The 14,806-nt window shown below is 64.9% G+C and carries 26 protein-coding genes; 19 read left to right on the top strand and 7 right to left on the bottom strand.

What is annotated here, in order from left to right; genetic code table 11:
- The first annotated feature begins 101 nt into the window (after positions 1-101).
- The 11 genes from ACILR9_RS00740 (at position 102) to ACILR9_RS00690 (ending at position 4,728) form a co-directional block, all read left to right on the top strand.
- Complete coding sequence (locus ACILR9_RS00740) at positions 102-527, top strand: hypothetical protein (protein WP_395707957.1); 426 nt, start codon at positions 102-104, stop codon at positions 525-527.
- Positions 524-727 (top strand): hypothetical protein, encoded by a 204-nt coding sequence (locus ACILR9_RS00735; protein WP_395707956.1) that lies wholly within the window; start codon positions 524-526, stop codon positions 725-727. Before ACILR9_RS00740 ends, ACILR9_RS00735 begins: the two co-directional genes overlap by 4 nt.
- 510 nt (positions 728-1,237) lie before the next feature.
- Positions 1,238-1,498 (top strand): hypothetical protein, encoded by a 261-nt coding sequence (locus ACILR9_RS00730; RefSeq protein WP_395707955.1) that lies wholly within the window; start codon positions 1,238-1,240, stop codon positions 1,496-1,498.
- 10 nt (positions 1,499-1,508) lie between these two features.
- Positions 1,509-1,727: a hypothetical protein gene (locus tag ACILR9_RS00725; protein WP_395707954.1), complete on the top strand. Its 219-nt coding sequence runs from the start codon at positions 1,509-1,511 to the stop codon at positions 1,725-1,727.
- A 6-nt stretch (positions 1,728-1,733) separates the two neighbouring features.
- Positions 1,734-2,186 (top strand): hypothetical protein, encoded by a 453-nt coding sequence (locus tag ACILR9_RS00720; RefSeq protein ID WP_395707953.1) that lies wholly within the window; start codon positions 1,734-1,736, stop codon positions 2,184-2,186.
- A gap of 5 nt (positions 2,187-2,191) precedes the next feature.
- Entirely contained in the window at positions 2,192-2,836 is a 645-nt protein-coding gene (locus tag ACILR9_RS00715; protein WP_395707952.1) for a hypothetical protein, read from the top strand.
- Between the two features lie 176 nt (positions 2,837-3,012).
- Complete coding sequence (locus ACILR9_RS00710) at positions 3,013-3,480, top strand: hypothetical protein (RefSeq protein ID WP_395707951.1); 468 nt, start codon at positions 3,013-3,015, stop codon at positions 3,478-3,480.
- A 6-nt stretch (positions 3,481-3,486) separates the two neighbouring features.
- Entirely contained in the window at positions 3,487-3,813 is a 327-nt protein-coding gene (locus tag ACILR9_RS00705) for a hypothetical protein (protein WP_395707950.1), read from the top strand.
- Between the two features lie 111 nt (positions 3,814-3,924).
- Positions 3,925-4,074 (top strand): hypothetical protein, encoded by a 150-nt coding sequence (locus ACILR9_RS00700; protein WP_395707949.1) that lies wholly within the window; start codon positions 3,925-3,927, stop codon positions 4,072-4,074.
- Positions 4,075-4,085: 11 nt separating this feature from the next.
- Complete coding sequence (locus tag ACILR9_RS00695) at positions 4,086-4,310, top strand: hypothetical protein (protein ID WP_395707948.1); 225 nt, start codon at positions 4,086-4,088, stop codon at positions 4,308-4,310.
- A gap of 1 nt (position 4,311) precedes the next feature.
- Entirely contained in the window at positions 4,312-4,728 is a 417-nt protein-coding gene (locus tag ACILR9_RS00690; protein ID WP_395707947.1) for a hypothetical protein, read from the top strand.
- A 107-nt stretch (positions 4,729-4,835) separates the two neighbouring features.
- Here ACILR9_RS00690 and ACILR9_RS00685 read toward each other — a convergent pair whose 3' ends face one another.
- From ACILR9_RS00685 to ACILR9_RS00670, 4 genes are all read right to left on the bottom strand, one after another.
- A complete protein-coding gene (locus tag ACILR9_RS00685) occupies positions 4,836-5,714 on the bottom strand; it encodes a hypothetical protein (RefSeq protein WP_395707946.1) in 879 nt (292 codons plus the stop codon).
- Positions 5,715-6,260: 546 nt separating this feature from the next.
- On the bottom strand, positions 6,261-6,539 hold the full coding sequence (locus ACILR9_RS00680) for a hypothetical protein (RefSeq protein WP_395707945.1): 279 nt from the start codon (positions 6,537-6,539) through the stop codon (positions 6,261-6,263).
- Between the two features lie 226 nt (positions 6,540-6,765).
- A complete protein-coding gene (locus ACILR9_RS00675; RefSeq protein WP_395707944.1) occupies positions 6,766-7,284 on the bottom strand; it encodes a hypothetical protein in 519 nt (172 codons plus the stop codon).
- 775 nt (positions 7,285-8,059) lie between these two features.
- A complete protein-coding gene (locus tag ACILR9_RS00670) occupies positions 8,060-8,266 on the bottom strand; it encodes a hypothetical protein (RefSeq protein WP_395707943.1) in 207 nt (68 codons plus the stop codon).
- Positions 8,267-8,357: 91 nt separating this feature from the next.
- Between ACILR9_RS00670 and ACILR9_RS00665 the strand changes: the two genes are divergently transcribed.
- From ACILR9_RS00665 to ACILR9_RS00635, 7 genes are all read left to right on the top strand, one after another.
- Positions 8,358-8,711: a hypothetical protein gene (locus ACILR9_RS00665; protein WP_395707942.1), complete on the top strand. Its 354-nt coding sequence runs from the start codon at positions 8,358-8,360 to the stop codon at positions 8,709-8,711.
- On the top strand, positions 8,708-8,989 hold the full coding sequence (locus ACILR9_RS00660; protein ID WP_395707941.1) for a hypothetical protein: 282 nt from the start codon (positions 8,708-8,710) through the stop codon (positions 8,987-8,989). The genes ACILR9_RS00665 and ACILR9_RS00660 overlap by 4 nt, the downstream gene beginning before the upstream one ends.
- Positions 8,986-9,537 carry a hypothetical protein gene (locus tag ACILR9_RS00655; protein WP_395707940.1) on the top strand — a complete coding sequence of 184 codons (552 nt, stop codon included), beginning with the start codon at positions 8,986-8,988 and terminating at the stop codon, positions 9,535-9,537. Before ACILR9_RS00660 ends, ACILR9_RS00655 begins: the two co-directional genes overlap by 4 nt.
- A complete protein-coding gene (locus ACILR9_RS00650; RefSeq protein ID WP_395707939.1) occupies positions 9,534-9,884 on the top strand; it encodes a helix-turn-helix transcriptional regulator in 351 nt (116 codons plus the stop codon). Before ACILR9_RS00655 ends, ACILR9_RS00650 begins: the two co-directional genes overlap by 4 nt.
- A gap of 123 nt (positions 9,885-10,007) precedes the next feature.
- Positions 10,008-10,274 (top strand): hypothetical protein, encoded by a 267-nt coding sequence (locus ACILR9_RS00645; RefSeq protein WP_395707938.1) that lies wholly within the window; start codon positions 10,008-10,010, stop codon positions 10,272-10,274.
- A gap of 241 nt (positions 10,275-10,515) precedes the next feature.
- A complete protein-coding gene (locus ACILR9_RS00640; protein ID WP_395707937.1) occupies positions 10,516-10,770 on the top strand; it encodes a type II toxin-antitoxin system ParD family antitoxin in 255 nt (84 codons plus the stop codon).
- A gap of 5 nt (positions 10,771-10,775) precedes the next feature.
- Positions 10,776-11,069: a type II toxin-antitoxin system RelE/ParE family toxin gene (locus ACILR9_RS00635; protein ID WP_395707936.1), complete on the top strand. Its 294-nt coding sequence runs from the start codon at positions 10,776-10,778 to the stop codon at positions 11,067-11,069.
- Here the strand turns inward: ACILR9_RS00635 and ACILR9_RS00630 are convergent.
- Genes ACILR9_RS00630 through ACILR9_RS00620 form a run of 3 tightly spaced genes read right to left on the bottom strand, consistent with a single transcriptional unit; the run spans position 11,066 to position 14,087 of the window.
- Positions 11,066-12,304: a M20/M25/M40 family metallo-hydrolase gene (locus ACILR9_RS00630; RefSeq protein WP_395707935.1), complete on the bottom strand. Its 1,239-nt coding sequence runs from the start codon at positions 12,302-12,304 to the stop codon at positions 11,066-11,068. The genes ACILR9_RS00635 and ACILR9_RS00630 overlap by 4 nt on opposite strands.
- Before the next feature lie 10 nt (positions 12,305-12,314).
- The gene (locus tag ACILR9_RS00625) at positions 12,315-12,563 is read right to left on the bottom strand and encodes a hypothetical protein (RefSeq protein WP_395707934.1); all 249 of its coding nucleotides are present in this window, start codon (positions 12,561-12,563) and stop codon (positions 12,315-12,317) included.
- Between the two features lie 60 nt (positions 12,564-12,623).
- The gene (locus ACILR9_RS00620) at positions 12,624-14,087 is read right to left on the bottom strand and encodes a DUF2252 domain-containing protein (protein WP_395707933.1); all 1,464 of its coding nucleotides are present in this window, start codon (positions 14,085-14,087) and stop codon (positions 12,624-12,626) included.
- A 386-nt stretch (positions 14,088-14,473) separates the two neighbouring features.
- Here ACILR9_RS00620 and ACILR9_RS00615 point away from each other — a divergent pair, with 386 nt between their 5' ends.
- A complete protein-coding gene (locus ACILR9_RS00615; protein ID WP_395707932.1) occupies positions 14,474-14,608 on the top strand; it encodes a hypothetical protein in 135 nt (44 codons plus the stop codon).
- Positions 14,609-14,806: the final 198 nt, after the last annotated feature.

Below are 14,806 nucleotides of genomic sequence, written 5' to 3'. Positions count from 1 at the left end.
ACCGGACAACACCCCTTTAGGGGTGTCCGGTTGTCCGGCGGGCTGTCCTTTTGTCCGGCTGTCCGGGGTGGCGATCTCTTCACTTCACGTCGGATTTCATCATGAACGCCGCGTTGCCTTGCCCGCGCCCGCTCGGCGACCGCCTTGAGCATGAGCTTCACGCCGCCGTCGCGCAGTTCCTCCGCCTGGCCCTTCGCCCGCCGACGACCTGGACCACGTTCCCTGCCGGTGGCGGCGGGCTCGAGCGCGGGAGGCAGCTGGCCCGCCTAGGGTTGCGGCCCGGCTGGCCCGACATCCTGGTGCTGCACCCGGCGCCGACCGCGATCGACGGATGCCGGCGCGTCATCCTCGTCGGGCTCGAGCTGAAGACGGAGATCGGCCGGCAGTCGCAGGTCCAGCGCGGGGTTGAGGCCGACTTCACTAGCGCCGGCGCGACGTACGCGCTGTGCCGGTCGATCGATGATGTAGCCGATGCACTCGCTCGGGCTGGCGTGCCGATGCATGCGACGGCGGGGCGCCGGCAATGACCGACCAGCCCTTGCCCTTCTCCCCACCGACCAGGGCCAGGACGTGGCTGGTGACCATGACCGACGGCAAGACGCGCACGGTGTCGGCTACAGCCTGCCGGGTTGAGCACGGCTGCCTGCTGTTCAGCGAGCCCGCTGGCATGACGATGGCGCTGGCCGCCGGTGAATGGCGCCAGGTCGAGCAGGAGCCGGCGCAGTGACCGCGCGCTGCATCGTGCTCGGCGACGCCGACGCCCGGGACAAGGCGCGCGCTGCTATCGGCGTTGCGCAGCGCGGCGCCGTGGTCTTCGTCCCGCGCGCCGTGCTCGCCACCCTCGTGGCCAGTCTGCTCGTGCTGCTGATCGCGGCCGGGGCGACGATCGCCAATTCGAATGAGCTGCGGGCCTCGGCGGGTGACGGGGCGCGTGTGGTGGCCATAGCTGTCCGAAGCCACCTGACCAGGGAGCCGAGCTTCACGGATCGGCCCCTGGTTGCTCTGCCCTGTGGTGGAGCACGCCGCAGCGCTGTGCCTAGGGCTGGCATGCCGGTCGAACTACTCGTGTCGGCCCTGGCGCAGAGGGACCCACGACCCGCGACCGCTTCGCATGGTGCATTGCACCACGATCACGGGTCCCTCTGGTGCGGTGCACCAAGCGGAATATTCGACCCCCGATATCTGAATGTTTCTCAGGTTTTGCGATTCGCGGTTTCGTTTTCCTTTGGAGGAGTTGATGCCCGACTTCGATCCCGAGCAACTTGTCGACGTGAGCGAGCTCGCGACCCTGTGCGAGATCACGCCACAGCGTCTCCGGCAGGTCCTGACCGCGCACAAGGTGCCGAGACCGGAACATGGCCGGGTCCCGCTGCGACCGGCTCTGCGGGCCTATCTCCTGAGTGCCTTTGGCGACGCCCACCGGGTCGAGATGGCGGGGCGTGTGCCCGAGCTCGAGGCGGAGGTACGCCGCCTGAAGAGCGGCAAGGCGAAGGCCTGAGGATCTCGCGATGACCGAGCCGGTCGACATCCGCGCGATGGTTGAGCGCTACCACGTGGCGCAGCGGCGATCGGCGGCCCTGCATGCCGCTGCCCTGCCGGAGATCGAAGCGGCGGAGAATGATGGCGCCGCCCTGGCGCGGATCCTCCGGCGCATCGTCGCCCGCGTCGAAATCGAGCTGGCCGTTTGGGATCTCATGCCCGCGAAAAGCGATCGTCAGGCCGACTGAAGCCACATGTCGATCGACCTCCGCTCCCTCGCCGATCGTCTCCAGGCACGAGCCGACGGCGACGCCGGCCTGCTGGCGCTGGCGCACGGGCTGCGGCAGGCGGTCGACGCCGAGCGGCCAGGCGCCGCAATCGCAAAGGCATTGAGCCTGCCGGCCAATCGCCGCTCGCCTGCACGCATCGCCAGGGCACAAGCCTTCGCCCGCATGGCCGCGTGTCGGCGATATGCCGGCCTGCAGGGGAAGCCGCTGTACGAGAGCATGTTGCGCGACCTGCAGCGCTACGCCGCGTCGGCGTGGCTGGTCGACCGGCGGAAGGCGAGCAATCCGTACCTCGCGCACGACTGGCACGCCGGCGCCTGGGAAGCGCTCACGGTCGACGCAACGGTGCCGGGTCATTGGAAAACTTTGAAGCGCGCCCGTGGACAGATTTCCGTTGTCCACGGCGAGCGCGCACGGTGATGCCCATGATCGACGCCATCCTCCGCCTTCTGAAAACCAGTGAGACCAAGCTCGAGCCGTCGAGCGTCTACCGACAGCGTCTCGCCGAGATCGACGTGCCCGCCGCCGCAGCCGTGGTCGACGCCGCGAAGGCCCGGCGCGATGCCGTGCTGCTGCGCGGGACCGAAGCCGAGGCGGAGCAGGCGGACCGTGAGGTCGCTGCGGCAGCCCGCAACCACGATCGCCTGCAGCTGGCCGCCCGTGAGCTCGAGCGCTTGGCGCTGGAGAGCGCGCGCCGCGAAGCCCAGACCGAGCTCGACGGCACGGCCGCGATGGCGCGCGATGCACAAGCGGACTCGCTGCGCTGTCTCGTGGAGATCGACAGGCATGCCAGCGAGTTGGCGCGCCTGCTCGACCAACTCGACACAAACCGCCGGGTCATCTCGGAGGCCAACGCCGCTCTGGGCGAGGCTGGTCGGCGCGGCGATCGCGTGAGTCATCCTCTCGTGGCCCTTGCCGAACATCTCGATTTGAAGGTGGAAGGTTGGCCGCGGATCGAGACTTGGCAGTTGCAAGGCTATCGCGGCTACCTCGTCGATCCGCGATATCGCTTCGATCGCGCGCGCGAATTGCTGCCGGCCGGCAACAAGGCCGCAAGGAGAGCGGCATGACGAAATCTCGACCGGCGGTCTCCACGTTGGCGCCTTGCGGCGCTGGCGTCGCCGGTCAGATCGGGCCCGCGGCGTTTTCTTTGCCCGCCGCGGACCTGCTTGTGAGGTGGCCCCGCCATCGGTTGCCCGCGCGATCGGTGGCGGGGCGCGACTTTTGAGAGAGAAGGATTTTTCCCATGCACTACAGCTCAGGCCTAGCCGCAGTCGCCCGCGCTGCCCAGGCGGGCCCATGGGCGCCGCCGGCGCCGGCAGCGACCGCCGCCGAGCGCGCCATCGACGAGGCCGCCCGCGCCGACTGGAACGGCCCGGTCGCCAAGGCCGCCGCGGCCGCGCCGGCGCAATCCCGCATGGGCGCGCTGATCGCGCTGGCGAAGGCGCAGGCCTCGCCGATCGCCGCCGAGCCGGTCATGGTCGCACCGCCCGCCACTGCCGCCCCGGTGTCGACCGCCGATATCCTCGCCAGCCGTGCCCTGCCGGTCGAGCAGCGCTGCCAGTTGGCGTGGGGTCGCGACGCCGACCTGCGCGCCGAGTTTCGCGGCGATCTCTCGACCTTCGTTGCCTACCAGCGCGCCTACGAGGCGGGCCGGGTCTACTCGGGCAACGCCGTGACGTGCCACCCCAACCCGCACGCTCGAAAGCGCTGATCCCCGGTGCCCACCTTCCTCGTCACCGAGACCGGCGAGCATCTCGTCACGGAAGCGGGTGCGCACCTGATCGTCGCCCGCGCGCCGGCGCCGCAACCGCCGCAGTCCTTCGGCGGAATGTACCTCGGCAGCGGACGCAGGCCGAGGCGGCGCACCAGGCCGCTGTTCATGGCGGTCGAGATCGTCGGCCAGAGCGACCTTGAGGCCGAGCTCACGGTCGCGCCGGCGGCGCCATCATCGGCCAGCGCGCAGGTTTTCTGCCCCTACGTTGGCCGAATGGTCGACCCCGACGTGGCGCAGCACAACGCAGATTTTATGATTCTGGCACTCTGAGGAGATCGACCATCATGCGAGCCTATCGCGTCAGCCACATGCCCATCACCTTCGGCGTCGGCCAGCAGCTCGGCCTCACGCCCGACCAGGTCGCCGCTCGCGCCGGGCCTCGTGGCGGTGCTCGACACGCAGCCCGACGTCGTCGTGGTCGCGGCCGAGCAGCCGCTGAGCTTCAAGGTCGGCGAGATCGTGCGCATCGCCGGCGACGTCTCGGGCCTCGGGCTGCGCGACTTGCCGGGCGCGCAGCTCGAGCCGGTCTGAGGACCTAGCCCATGCGGTTCGCCGGCCTCGTCGCGCTGCTCATCCTGCTGCTGATGCTGCTGATGCTGCTCATGCTGGCGTCGGCGTCGTTGCCGCCGATCGCGGCCGCGATATTTGGCACCGCCTTCGCGGCGACGTTCTGGGGTGACGTCGTGTCGTTCGCCACTTCGTTCGTCATCTCCGCAACCATCTCGTTCGTCGCGACGATGATGTTTTTCCGCAACCAAGGGGAATGATATGTCCAGTTTCATCATCGCTCTGGCGCCACAGAAATGGCTGCGGCAACTCCTTTGGCCGGAGCTACCGCCGGCCCAGCTTGCCGCGATCGAGAAAGAGCTCGGGCCGTGGCGGCCGATTCTTTGCCCGTACGATTACTTCGTGCGGGGTGAATACCTGATACCACTTCGCGCAATGTGCCCGCTGTTCTTTGTGAGCTTCGTTCAGTTCACGATGTTTTCTCTGCCAGCAGACGTCGCGATGTTGCGAGACGTCGCCCAGAGCGCGATGGGCTGCCAGGAGTGCCTGACATTCGCGGCCGCCAAGCCCTCCCGCGAGCTGACGGTGGTGCGCGCGGAGCCAATAAGCACCGTGCTTATTACCCTGCCGCTTCTCGGCACAGTGGCGATACCGGGTGTGGTGGTCAGTTCATTCTAGGTCCAAGCGCGCCCAGCTGATGGCCGTCGGTCGAGCGTGCGCTTCGGCCAGTCGTCGCGGCTGCCGCTGTTCAATGGGTGGGGCAACTAGATGATTCGGGCGCCCACTCAATGTCGACGCTTGGACCGCTTTGTCCGCCGCTCCTCGGCCAGCCGCGCGCGTTCTTGCTTCTTTCCTAGCTGCTCTTGAGCGCGATTTTCCTTCGCTAACTGGACAAGGAATATCCTTGCTAATGTTCCCTCGTTCAATGATCCAAAAAGCTGGACTGGAAGTTCGCGGAAGTGCTCCTGGGTGCAAAGCCAAGACAGGCGGCTTCCTTTCGATGTGTGAAGCACAGTGGCGGCGCGATCATCGGTGTACCAAGCATCGTATTCGCTATACCGCTCCAGAAGGGGCAATCGAGATCCCCACAGCACAATCGGTTGCAGGTGGAAGGTATATTCGCCGTGACCAGTGGTCTTATCCCCGCTTTGATCTCTTTGTTCGTTGTACGTAAATTCCAGTATTCCTTCCTCGGCTCGAAACAATGTCATCCGCAAATCGTAAGTAGCATGCCGAGTGCCGTCTTCCCGGTAAACCCGCCCGTGCTCGCGATAATTTCGCCCGTCATGAGAGAAAGTAGTGCAAGTGGCCGTCCAGCCTTGCGCATCCTCCATCCAATTGATGTACTTGCCCTCGATATTGTGGCCTTTCAGGATGAGCGTTCTGACCAAAGAACTATTCGTCAGGATGGAATCAACTAAGGCTTGCGACAGATACGTGCAGGCCGCGATGATAAAAACATTTGCTAAACCGAGGAAAAAGTCACTGTCTATGCCGTACTCCTGAACGAAATGGGTGACCTTCTCGACACCCGGGCGCCCTAACAGGTAGTCGGCAAGACGGTGCTCAAGTGCAACAATGCCCAACGCGCCAACCATTAGCAGGCCTTTTATTTTTGTTGCTACTCGGTCAAGCCGCTCCTCCGGTAACGACGATGACGCCATTCAGTCCCCCGCTCCGATTGTCGTAGGTTCGGCCATTTGCCGGTCACCCGGCAGGTGTCGGCTCAGTTCCGAGCCTCACTGCCGGCGGCGTCGGTTGGATTCGCGTCATCTCCGGGCAGCCATTCCGGATCGACGCCTTCCGCACGGCCTCGTGCTGGCCTTTGTAGAGGGCAGTCTGCGGCGCAACGCTCTGCCCCGACATCGAGCCACCGGCAGGCCGAGCAAGATCACGCCGACGGTGTCATTTGTACGCGCGGTGTTCTGTTGCATCGAGGCGGTAGCGAGCGCTTGATCCAGCTTGGTCAATTCCTCGCCGAGCTGGTCGCACGTCCAGCTTCGATAGGGTGTCTCGCTGACGTAGGCCGGCTGAATGCTTTCAGGCGTCGGCGCGCATGCACCGACGAGTGCCGCGGCAATTGCCGCGGCCACAGTTGCAGAAATTCGCATGGTCTCCCCTCCCTCTGGGGGAGCGTCTATCGCAGCGTGCAACTCGTCAAGGGTCGGGGGCCGGCTCTTCAGCCCCAGCTCCTTTACGAAGTTCGGCGACTAGAGCTTCAACGCGGCGATAAGCAGCGACAGCGAGCCGAGGGCGATACCCGAGTAAATCGCCAGCGCCGTCCGCCTCGCCGTCGCGGCGTCCTGATCTCCCAACCAGACCTCCGCAGCATGCCATTGGTGCAGGGGAAGCTGGCGGGACTCGAACTGGCGGCGGACGGTGAGCACGCCGAGACGCTTGAAGGCGCGGAAGTCAGCACCGTAGAAGCCGTCGCGGAAATCGGCCTCGCGTCGCCGATCGATGAAATTCTTGTAGATGCGCTTGATCACTGAGGATCTCCATCGCAGGGAGAAGCAGCGTCTCACGACGCGGGTGCAACAGGTGCTGCACGTGAGCCGAATCTATCACCGGCACCCTGTGGGCAGCCAGCATCTTCCGCCTGCGGCGCGCGCAAGCAAATTTGCCCGCCAGACGCCACCAGGCCGGTCGGACCTCCCGCGGCCCGTCCCGAGGTGAATCGCGTCCTACGGCGAGATGTGGGCCCGCAGCCGGCGGCTACCGCGGAGGGGGAAACGGACAAGCCTGACCGGGTTGAAGGCCGTAGCGAGCGACGAAGCCCGCCGGTGAAGGCCCGAAAGCTTCAATCGTCCAATCGGCTTGCGCGCGATCCCGAACGGCAGCGACAGCCGCTTGAGGATCTGGCGTCGCGGCGATCCACAAGGCGGACACTGGCCGTACCCAGCCCTCGCGTATGGTGACCCGGACGATCGTGCCCTCGCTCTCCGGGTAGGTGCCGCCGTACGGTTCCATGTGACTTTGCGCCTCGCCCTTTTCGAACGCGAGCACCGACAGCGCCGAGAGGTTCAGGGCGCGGCCCCTTGCCACGTAGGCCTTGAGATCGTCTGCCGTGACAAGGACGAGCTCTACGGTGTTGCCAGGCGTGCGCAGCCACTCCGCCTCACGTCGCCCGACCTGCTCGGCATATGCCGCATGCGGCGTCAGCAGCTTCGGCACAACTCTCGCGAACTCGGCGAAGTCACTTTCGGGGATTGCTGCCAAATACTTAATGGCCATGACTGGAGCTCCCTTGCAGCGGGCGAACGCTTTTCTACCGCTCACCCTTGGCGTCCGAACTCCGCAGGAGCAACGACGGCTGCTATCGACATCTTCTCGAATGCTCGGGCTCCCTAGGCCTTTCGAGGCTTCGCGATCCACGGATCTGCGATCCGCACCAACGGCTCCTGCATCCTCAGTTTCGGCCCTGTGGCATGTGGCTTTGGTGGCACCGGCAAGCGCATCGCTTCCTTGCCTGCCTTCGTGATCCTAAAGCCTGGCTCGCCTGAGACCGGATGAGAGGCGTGTTCAATCCAGCCCTTTTCGAGCATTTCGCGGCGGGTCTTCTCGCCAGCGGGGCGCAAGTCGGCGGGATGGTGCCAATCGTCGCTGTCGTCGATGTTCCGGAGCGCGCTACGCTCTCTCGTTGTCGGCGCCATCAAAGCAGTTTCTCTCGGTAGATCTTCACTGAGGGTACGCCTCGCGCCTGTGGACAGTTACCGGCGCGCGTCTCACCGGCTGGGAAGCGGTGGCCGTGGCCGCGGGGGCGCCTCCAGGCCAAATCGCGCTGTAAGGTGTAAGGGCAGATTTTCGGGGTTAGCGAGAGGAGATGCGCGCAAGTAGCGCCCCGACAGCGCCCCCAATCAGCAAGCCACCGGCCATGAACAGGTATCGATCAACGATCGAGCCATTGGCGGCGTACTCGAACACGGCTACGGCACCGACAGCCATGCCGACGAATGCCCCGATGATCGCCCCGCGATGCGTTCTTGGTTGCTCGCTCCATTTCATCGGATCACCGCTTCGCCTTTCCCTTTGCCTGCAGGCCCATCTCGACCAGGCGGCGGATGGCTTCGGCTCGAGGCATCCCGGCGTCGTGCTTTGCGGCCCAAGCGTCGACATCCGCGAGAAGCTCGGGAGGGAACCGCGCGCCCACCATCGGATCTTTGCCGGTTGCAGGGCGTCCGCGCTTTTTTGGGATTTCCTTAATTGACCGAGCCATGCTTTAGGATATCCTAAAATCGAGCCGAACGGGAGTCATCACCTCCCGCCCGGCTCTGACCACCAACCCGAAATGAAAGGATTCCGGGATCATGGCTACTTGTGCCCATACCACACCCCTACGCGCGCCGCCCGAGGCGCCCGCCCAGAGCCCGCACGACCTGAAAGCGCCGTTGCCGGTCATCATGGGCCCGCCCCCGAGCGAGCCCGACGACGTGCGCACGCTGGTCGAGATCGACCACAGGCGCGGCAGCATCGGCGTCCACATCGCCAGCGACATCACCAGGGCGGCCCAGACGACGTCGTCCCTGTGGCTCGCGCCCGACCGGGCTGAGGCGCTGGCGCTCGCCATCCTCGCCGCCGTCGAGGCGTGGCGCGAGCAGCAGCAGGTTGCCGCCTGGACGACGCCCGCCCGGCGGGCCGCTTGCGCGGGAGGTGCCGCATGAGCCGCCATCCGAACACCCCGGCGGCCGAGCCCGCCGGCACCCTGCCGATGCCCGGCACGCCTCGCACCGTGCTCATGGTGGAAGCCAACGCGATGCTGGGCGAGTTCGTGCTGTACTTCGCGGCCGGCCCGCAGGGCAAGCACAGCAACATCAAGGCCGAGGTCTATCTGACCCCGGACGACGCCGAGCGGCTGGCCCGCCAGATCCTCGACGATCTCGCCGACTTTCCGGCCCGCATCGCCGCCGTCAGCGCGGCCCTGGCGGGAGGTGCACGATGAGGCGCCCGCAACGTGCCGGCCAGCCGGCGAAACGTCCCCCGGCTCCCTCTGCCGCGGCGGACGGTTACCAAGACCCCAACACTGGACCGGAGGTGTACGCCTCCGGAGTAGTCGGCGACTGCCTTGCGCCGGCAGTCCGCGATGGCGGCTTCGTCATCTGCGACCGGCGGCAGCAGTGCTCGCCCGGCGACCTCGTCGTCGTCCATCTACGACCTGAGCAGGTGAAGCCCGGTCAACTGGCCGCCGGCATCAAGCGCCTCTGTTTCGGGGTAATGCCTGGAACGAAGTTCCCGATGAAGCTTCATCCGGACTCGGAAGTCGTCCCCGTGGTCATCCTCGAGATGGACAACCCGCGGAAGCAGCTCACGGTTCGCTGCGACTTCATCCAGGCCATGCACAAGGTCGTGGGTGTGATCGACCCGGAGAAGGTCGAGATATCGCCGGGCGGCGGCGGGCTGCGCTTGCCGCCCGAACTCCTGGCCCGGCTTGCAGAAAACGAGCCACCCGCACCGCCAAGGCGCAGGCGGGCCGCGCGAGGCGTGTCATGAAGCGCGCGGCCTTTCTCGTGGGGGCAAACGCCCGTGGCCATGGCCAGCCCACGACACTCACCCTGCCGCCCGGCGTCGATGTGGCCGAGATTAAGGGGGACATAATGCTGCCGACCTACGCGCCGGGAACGCTGGTGCTGGTCGACCGCACGACGCAACGCCTCACCGGCGAGGGACTGTATTTCGTCCACGACGGGCTGGGCGAGGTCTGCCGTCGCGTCAGTCCCGGCAATCGGCGCGGTGTCTGGCGGGTCTATCAGGACAACCAGACCTACTCGACCTACGAGGCGACGCCCGGCGAGATCGCGATTACCGGTCGCATCGTCGGCGTGTTCAAGCAGGTCTGACGCTCAACGTCGCGAACATCGGGGCCCGGCCGGCAACACCAGCGGCCGGGCTTTTCATTGCCCAAGCCGCTACAGTGCCGACGCGCTTTTGCGCTTGGGGGTGCAACCGTCGCCTACGGGGGAATGAAGCTGCTCGAGGTGATTGATGAACGCCGCGCCGAGTGCACGGCGATGAAGGCCAAGCTTTTGCGCGATGCCGAACACGGCAAGCAGGAGGCTGCCCACCAGGAGAAGCTGGTCGCGATGTACAAGGCAGGCCAAGCGCTCCCGGACGGCAAGAAGGGCCGCGATGCTGACCTCGTACTGATCCGGCGGCAGCAATGGATGGACGACCACATCCGAAACGTCGAGGCGGGCTATGCCGAGCTCAAGAGGAAGTGCGGGAGCTGATCGGGCTCGGCCGGGCGACTGGCCGGGCCTTCCTTTAGTGTCCGCCCGTGTGCGCTATCGTGTGCCTATGTCGGATACCGGACACGGGTACAGACATGGGTAAAACGAGAGATGGCCTTCTAAGCGGTTGAATTTACTGGGTGAAATAGATCTTGTCGGCGGACACCCTCTCCGCCACTAAGGACCTCATTTCCCTTCGGCCGCGACGGTACGAAGCAGCCAGGGACGGTGGAGGGTTGCCATGCGCCGAGCAACGACGTTGACGGTCCGGCTGAACGAAGCGCTAAGCGAGTTCGTCGTCGCCAAGGTGGGCGAGGACGGCGCCTACGACAACGCCAGCGAGTACGTTCGGGACTTGATTCGCCGCGACAAGGAGCGCGCGGAACGCGAGCGCTTCGAGATGCTGAGGGCCGAGCTCCAGCATGCCTTCGCGGAACCGGAGCCCTCCTACCAGCCATTGACCGCCAAGGACATCATCGGCCGCAACAACACCTGAGACGAATGGCCGTCGTTCGCTTTCAAACGGCGGCGGCCCATCGCCTCAACGAGATCTATCGCTACACCCGAGATCGATGGGGGAGCGAGCAGGCGGAGCGCGATGTAAGAGGCCTGCTCGAAGCACTCGAGAAGATCGATACTGGCGCAGTCGCGTCGAGGCCGGTGCCCGGGGCTTTTGGTGTCGAAGGATACTTCTTCCGCTATGGTCGACACTTTGTGTTCTGGCGAAGACTCGCGAACGGCGACGTCGGCCTTGGCGGCGGTGGGTGTCGCTGTATCTCTGTGCACAGCTACTAGGCCGCCAGAAGCGTGACAAGCGACGCCGCTCCGATTTTGGCGCCAACGGCAATAGCGTCGAGATCGACCTGATAGTCCGCGTTGTGATTGTTGTACGGAACCAGCTTGCCCTCTTTCTGAGCTTTGGCGAAATGCTCCGGCTTCGCTGTGCCGACCTGGATGTAGTGGTACTGCTTCTTCTCGTTGTCGAGGACGAGGTGATGGAAGTCCTCCGAGCCCATTTGCGGTGGGATAGTCCAGACCTTGTCGTCGCCCAGCATGCGCTTGAGGACCGGGTTGAGCTTCGCTACCATCTGCGGGTCGTTTCTTTGCGGATAGCTCCAACCCTTGCGTAGCGTGGTGGGATACCTGCTTTCCGGCATCGCATAGGCCGCGGCGATCGAGCGGTTGATGCGCTCGATGCCGTCCAGCATGATCCTGCGGTCCGCCTCGTCGTACCAGCGCAGGTTGACCTTCACGAGCGCCGTGCCCGGGATCACGTTGTTGTCAGTGCTGGCCTGGACGGAGCCAACGGTAAGAACCGCTGCCTTCTGCGCGTCGATCCCCCGGCTGATGATAACCTGGTATTCCATGACCGCCGCCGCGGCGCGAGCATGCGCAATGCTCGCCGTGCAGCTGATGATAACCTGGTATTCCATGACCGCCGCCGCTGCCATCAGCACCGGATCCTTGGCCAGATGCGGCATCGAGCCGTGGCCGCCGACCCCATAGAACGTCACGTCGAGCTGATCGGTGCCCGCGTAGTGGTCGCCGGGCTGGCTGATGACCGCGCCGGTCGGAAACGCGGCAGTATGCAGAGCCAAAAGGTAATCCGGTTTCGGAACGCCCTGCGAATAGAGGCCGTCCTGCACCATGGCCCGGGCGCCCTCGATCAGCTCCTCGGCAGGCTGCGCGACCAGCACCAGCGTGCCCTTCCAGGCCGACTGGTTGGCCGCCATCGCCTTGGCGAGCCCGATGAGCCAGGTCGTATGCGCGTCGTGCCCGCAGGCATGCATCACCGGCACTTCTTCCGGACGACCATCTGAAGTCGTGCGCGTGACGCGCTTTTTGCTCGCGTAGGGAAGTCCGGTCGTTTCTTCGACGGCGTTGCAGTCCATGTCAGCACGGAGCATCACGATCGGCCCCGGACCGTTCTCCAGAACGCCGACAACGCCGGTCTTGCCGACTCCGGAGCGCACCTTGAAGCCGTTCGTCTTCAACTCGCGCTCCACGATGCCTGCCGTTCGGGTCTCCATGAACCCCAATTCAGGATTGGCGTGAAATATCCTTGAAGATTTCGATCAGTCGTGGAGCGTCGGCGTCGATGGCAGCATGCAGGGTGCGAATTTGAGGCGAGAGCGCGGCCGCCGCCGGCTGCCCCCGAGCCATCGTGCTCAATACCGCAAGCCCCGGTAGCGCGAACGCGCTGCCAAGTCCAAGCCCGAAATTCCGGCGGGTCGCTCGAATGCCTGAATGGGCTATCAGCGGTTCGGGATTCCCGCAACTGAAACGCATGACCTGTCTCCTTTTCACGAAGTTCTCTGCTTGGGGGACCGACATCTCGGGTTGGACGCGTCAAAAACGCGGGCTTGCATCCGCCTGCAGGCGTCCCGATCGACGTGCTGCTTCCATGGCACCATGGTCCTTCTCGGTTTGCCGAAGGTAAGCGAGCGCGAACCTGGCAACCGCATCGTCCAGCGCCTGACTCCTCCCGGCGTAGCCCGCGATCATCGCAGCATCTCCAGACTTGGCGTGCGCCAGGGCAAGCGCCCAACCGCAGAGATCGCAGTACTCGGTGAAGCCGTCCAAGCTGTCGGCCTGGCCTTCAGCGAATCGCAGGCCACCTTTCATGTCAGCAAGCTGACGGACGTAGAAGAACGCGCCATCGTCCTCTCCCCAGCCCAGGAAGATGTCCGGAGATCCTTGGATGAGCCGCTGTCCCGCCACCACCCGCTGTCCCTGATTGGTGATCGGCAGAACAGTCGGCGAATAGGGCGCCAGCACGGACGCGGTCGCCTGCTTGACCTGCAGGAAGAGAGGGTCGTCGCTGTCCAGCCCTTCGAGATAGATAACCCAGCAAGACGTTCCGACGCTGCCCACTCCCACGACTTTCCGGGCAACGTCGACAATGCGATAACGCGAGATGAGGCGCTTGCGGTCATCGGACAGGGAATCGAAGTAGCCGCGCAACGCACGGTCCAGGGCGACAGCGATCGGCGTGCCATCCTCCCGATGCGTCTCGCGCACAATGACAGGGACGTCTTCGATGATGCGTTGCTGACCATCGACTTCCTCAGTCAGTCGGTCGAGAGCGCGCATGTGGCCCTTGGTACGAGCCTTGTTGAATATCTGCTCGGTCCGCTGCCTCAGCCTGGGCGGACAGGTATCGATGATCCGGCGATCGTCGATGCGGTCATACCACACGTCGAGGAACGGCATGTCCGCGTAGCGGCGCATGCGCTTGCGATAACGGGAGACCGCGGCGTGCACGGCGTCTTCGGCATCGGCGCGCTTTCCGCCCAGGAAGGCCACTGCGACGGCAGCGCTCGCGGCCAACCGTTTCAGGTCCCACTCCCAGGGACCCGGATGCACTTCGTCAAAGTCGTTGATCGCGAACACGAGGTGGCGCTCGGCCGAGGCATGGACGCCGAAATTGGCCACATGCATGTCGCCACACGCGGCGACGATGAGGCCGGTTGCCGGCGTTCCGGCAAGATCGGCGGCCATGACGGAAGCTGAGCCCCGCAGGAAGCCAAAGGGCGACGAGAGCATGCGGGCATTCCGCAGCGGGACGAGCTTTTGCACCCGCGTGCCGTTCTGCTTCTCGAGAATTCCGATCGGATCCATCCGATCCTTGGGCGCGCGCCACGAGGCATGGCTCTCGCGCGGAACCTTCTTGCGCAGTTCCTTGCCCAGCGCGAAGCGCTCGGCGCGCGACGGGCGGTTGCCGATGAATCGTCCAAGCATCGGCTGCTGCTTTAGGTCACCAGCAACGCTGAAGTAATCCTGATCGATATTGCCTTGCAGTTGAATATCCATGAGTCGTCCCAAGTTTGTGCTGACGCAGATCGCCCCCGGTGAGTGGTGCCGGAGGTCCGTCGGTCAGCGCTGGAGATGGACAACCCTCGACAGCCCATTGGAGATGGTGCCGGCAAACTCGTCCATCGTCATCGGCACATGTGTTGCTGCCATCAATGCGCCATTCCTTCCATGCCTCTCCGGATGTTGCGAGGCCAGCGCTTTGATGCGGACATCGACGAAAATTCCCTAGAAGTATATCGGCTGCTCGGACCAGAGCATCCCATCATCGTCGAAGATCGCGATTCGTTCGCCCCGCGGCACGAAATCGCGGCCTTTTGTCATCATACGGTGAACGAGCGAGGGCGACTGCTATTGCCGCGCCTGCCTGAAGGAGATCGCGGCGGTTGGCGTCGCCGATCGTCGGCATGTTCCTGAATGTCGGCCCCTCCAGGTCAGAATTTGATCTGATTCCTAAACCCGAAATAGACGAACTCGTCACCGCAGACGAGATCTCCGGCCAGCCGGTCGCAAGACGCTGAACCGGCGTACGGGACTGACCTGCCTGCGGGTTTTCGGGCCATCGATTGGTGACGAGCCGGAGAGTGCTGGTGGAGGGGACAGGCGGTATTGGCAAGACGCAGCTTGTGCTGCGAGGTCTGCGCCGGATCGCTGATCAGCGTCCGGTGGTCTGGATCACGTGGAGGCTCTCGGGGCCCTGAGGAGTTCGAGAATGCGGT

It is taken from the genome of Reyranella sp. (assembly GCF_044224635.1).
Classification (GTDB): domain Bacteria; phylum Pseudomonadota; class Alphaproteobacteria; order Reyranellales; family Reyranellaceae; genus Reyranella.
Note: the sequence above shows the minus strand (reverse complement) of the source record. Positions and strands in the feature narration are given on the sequence as shown.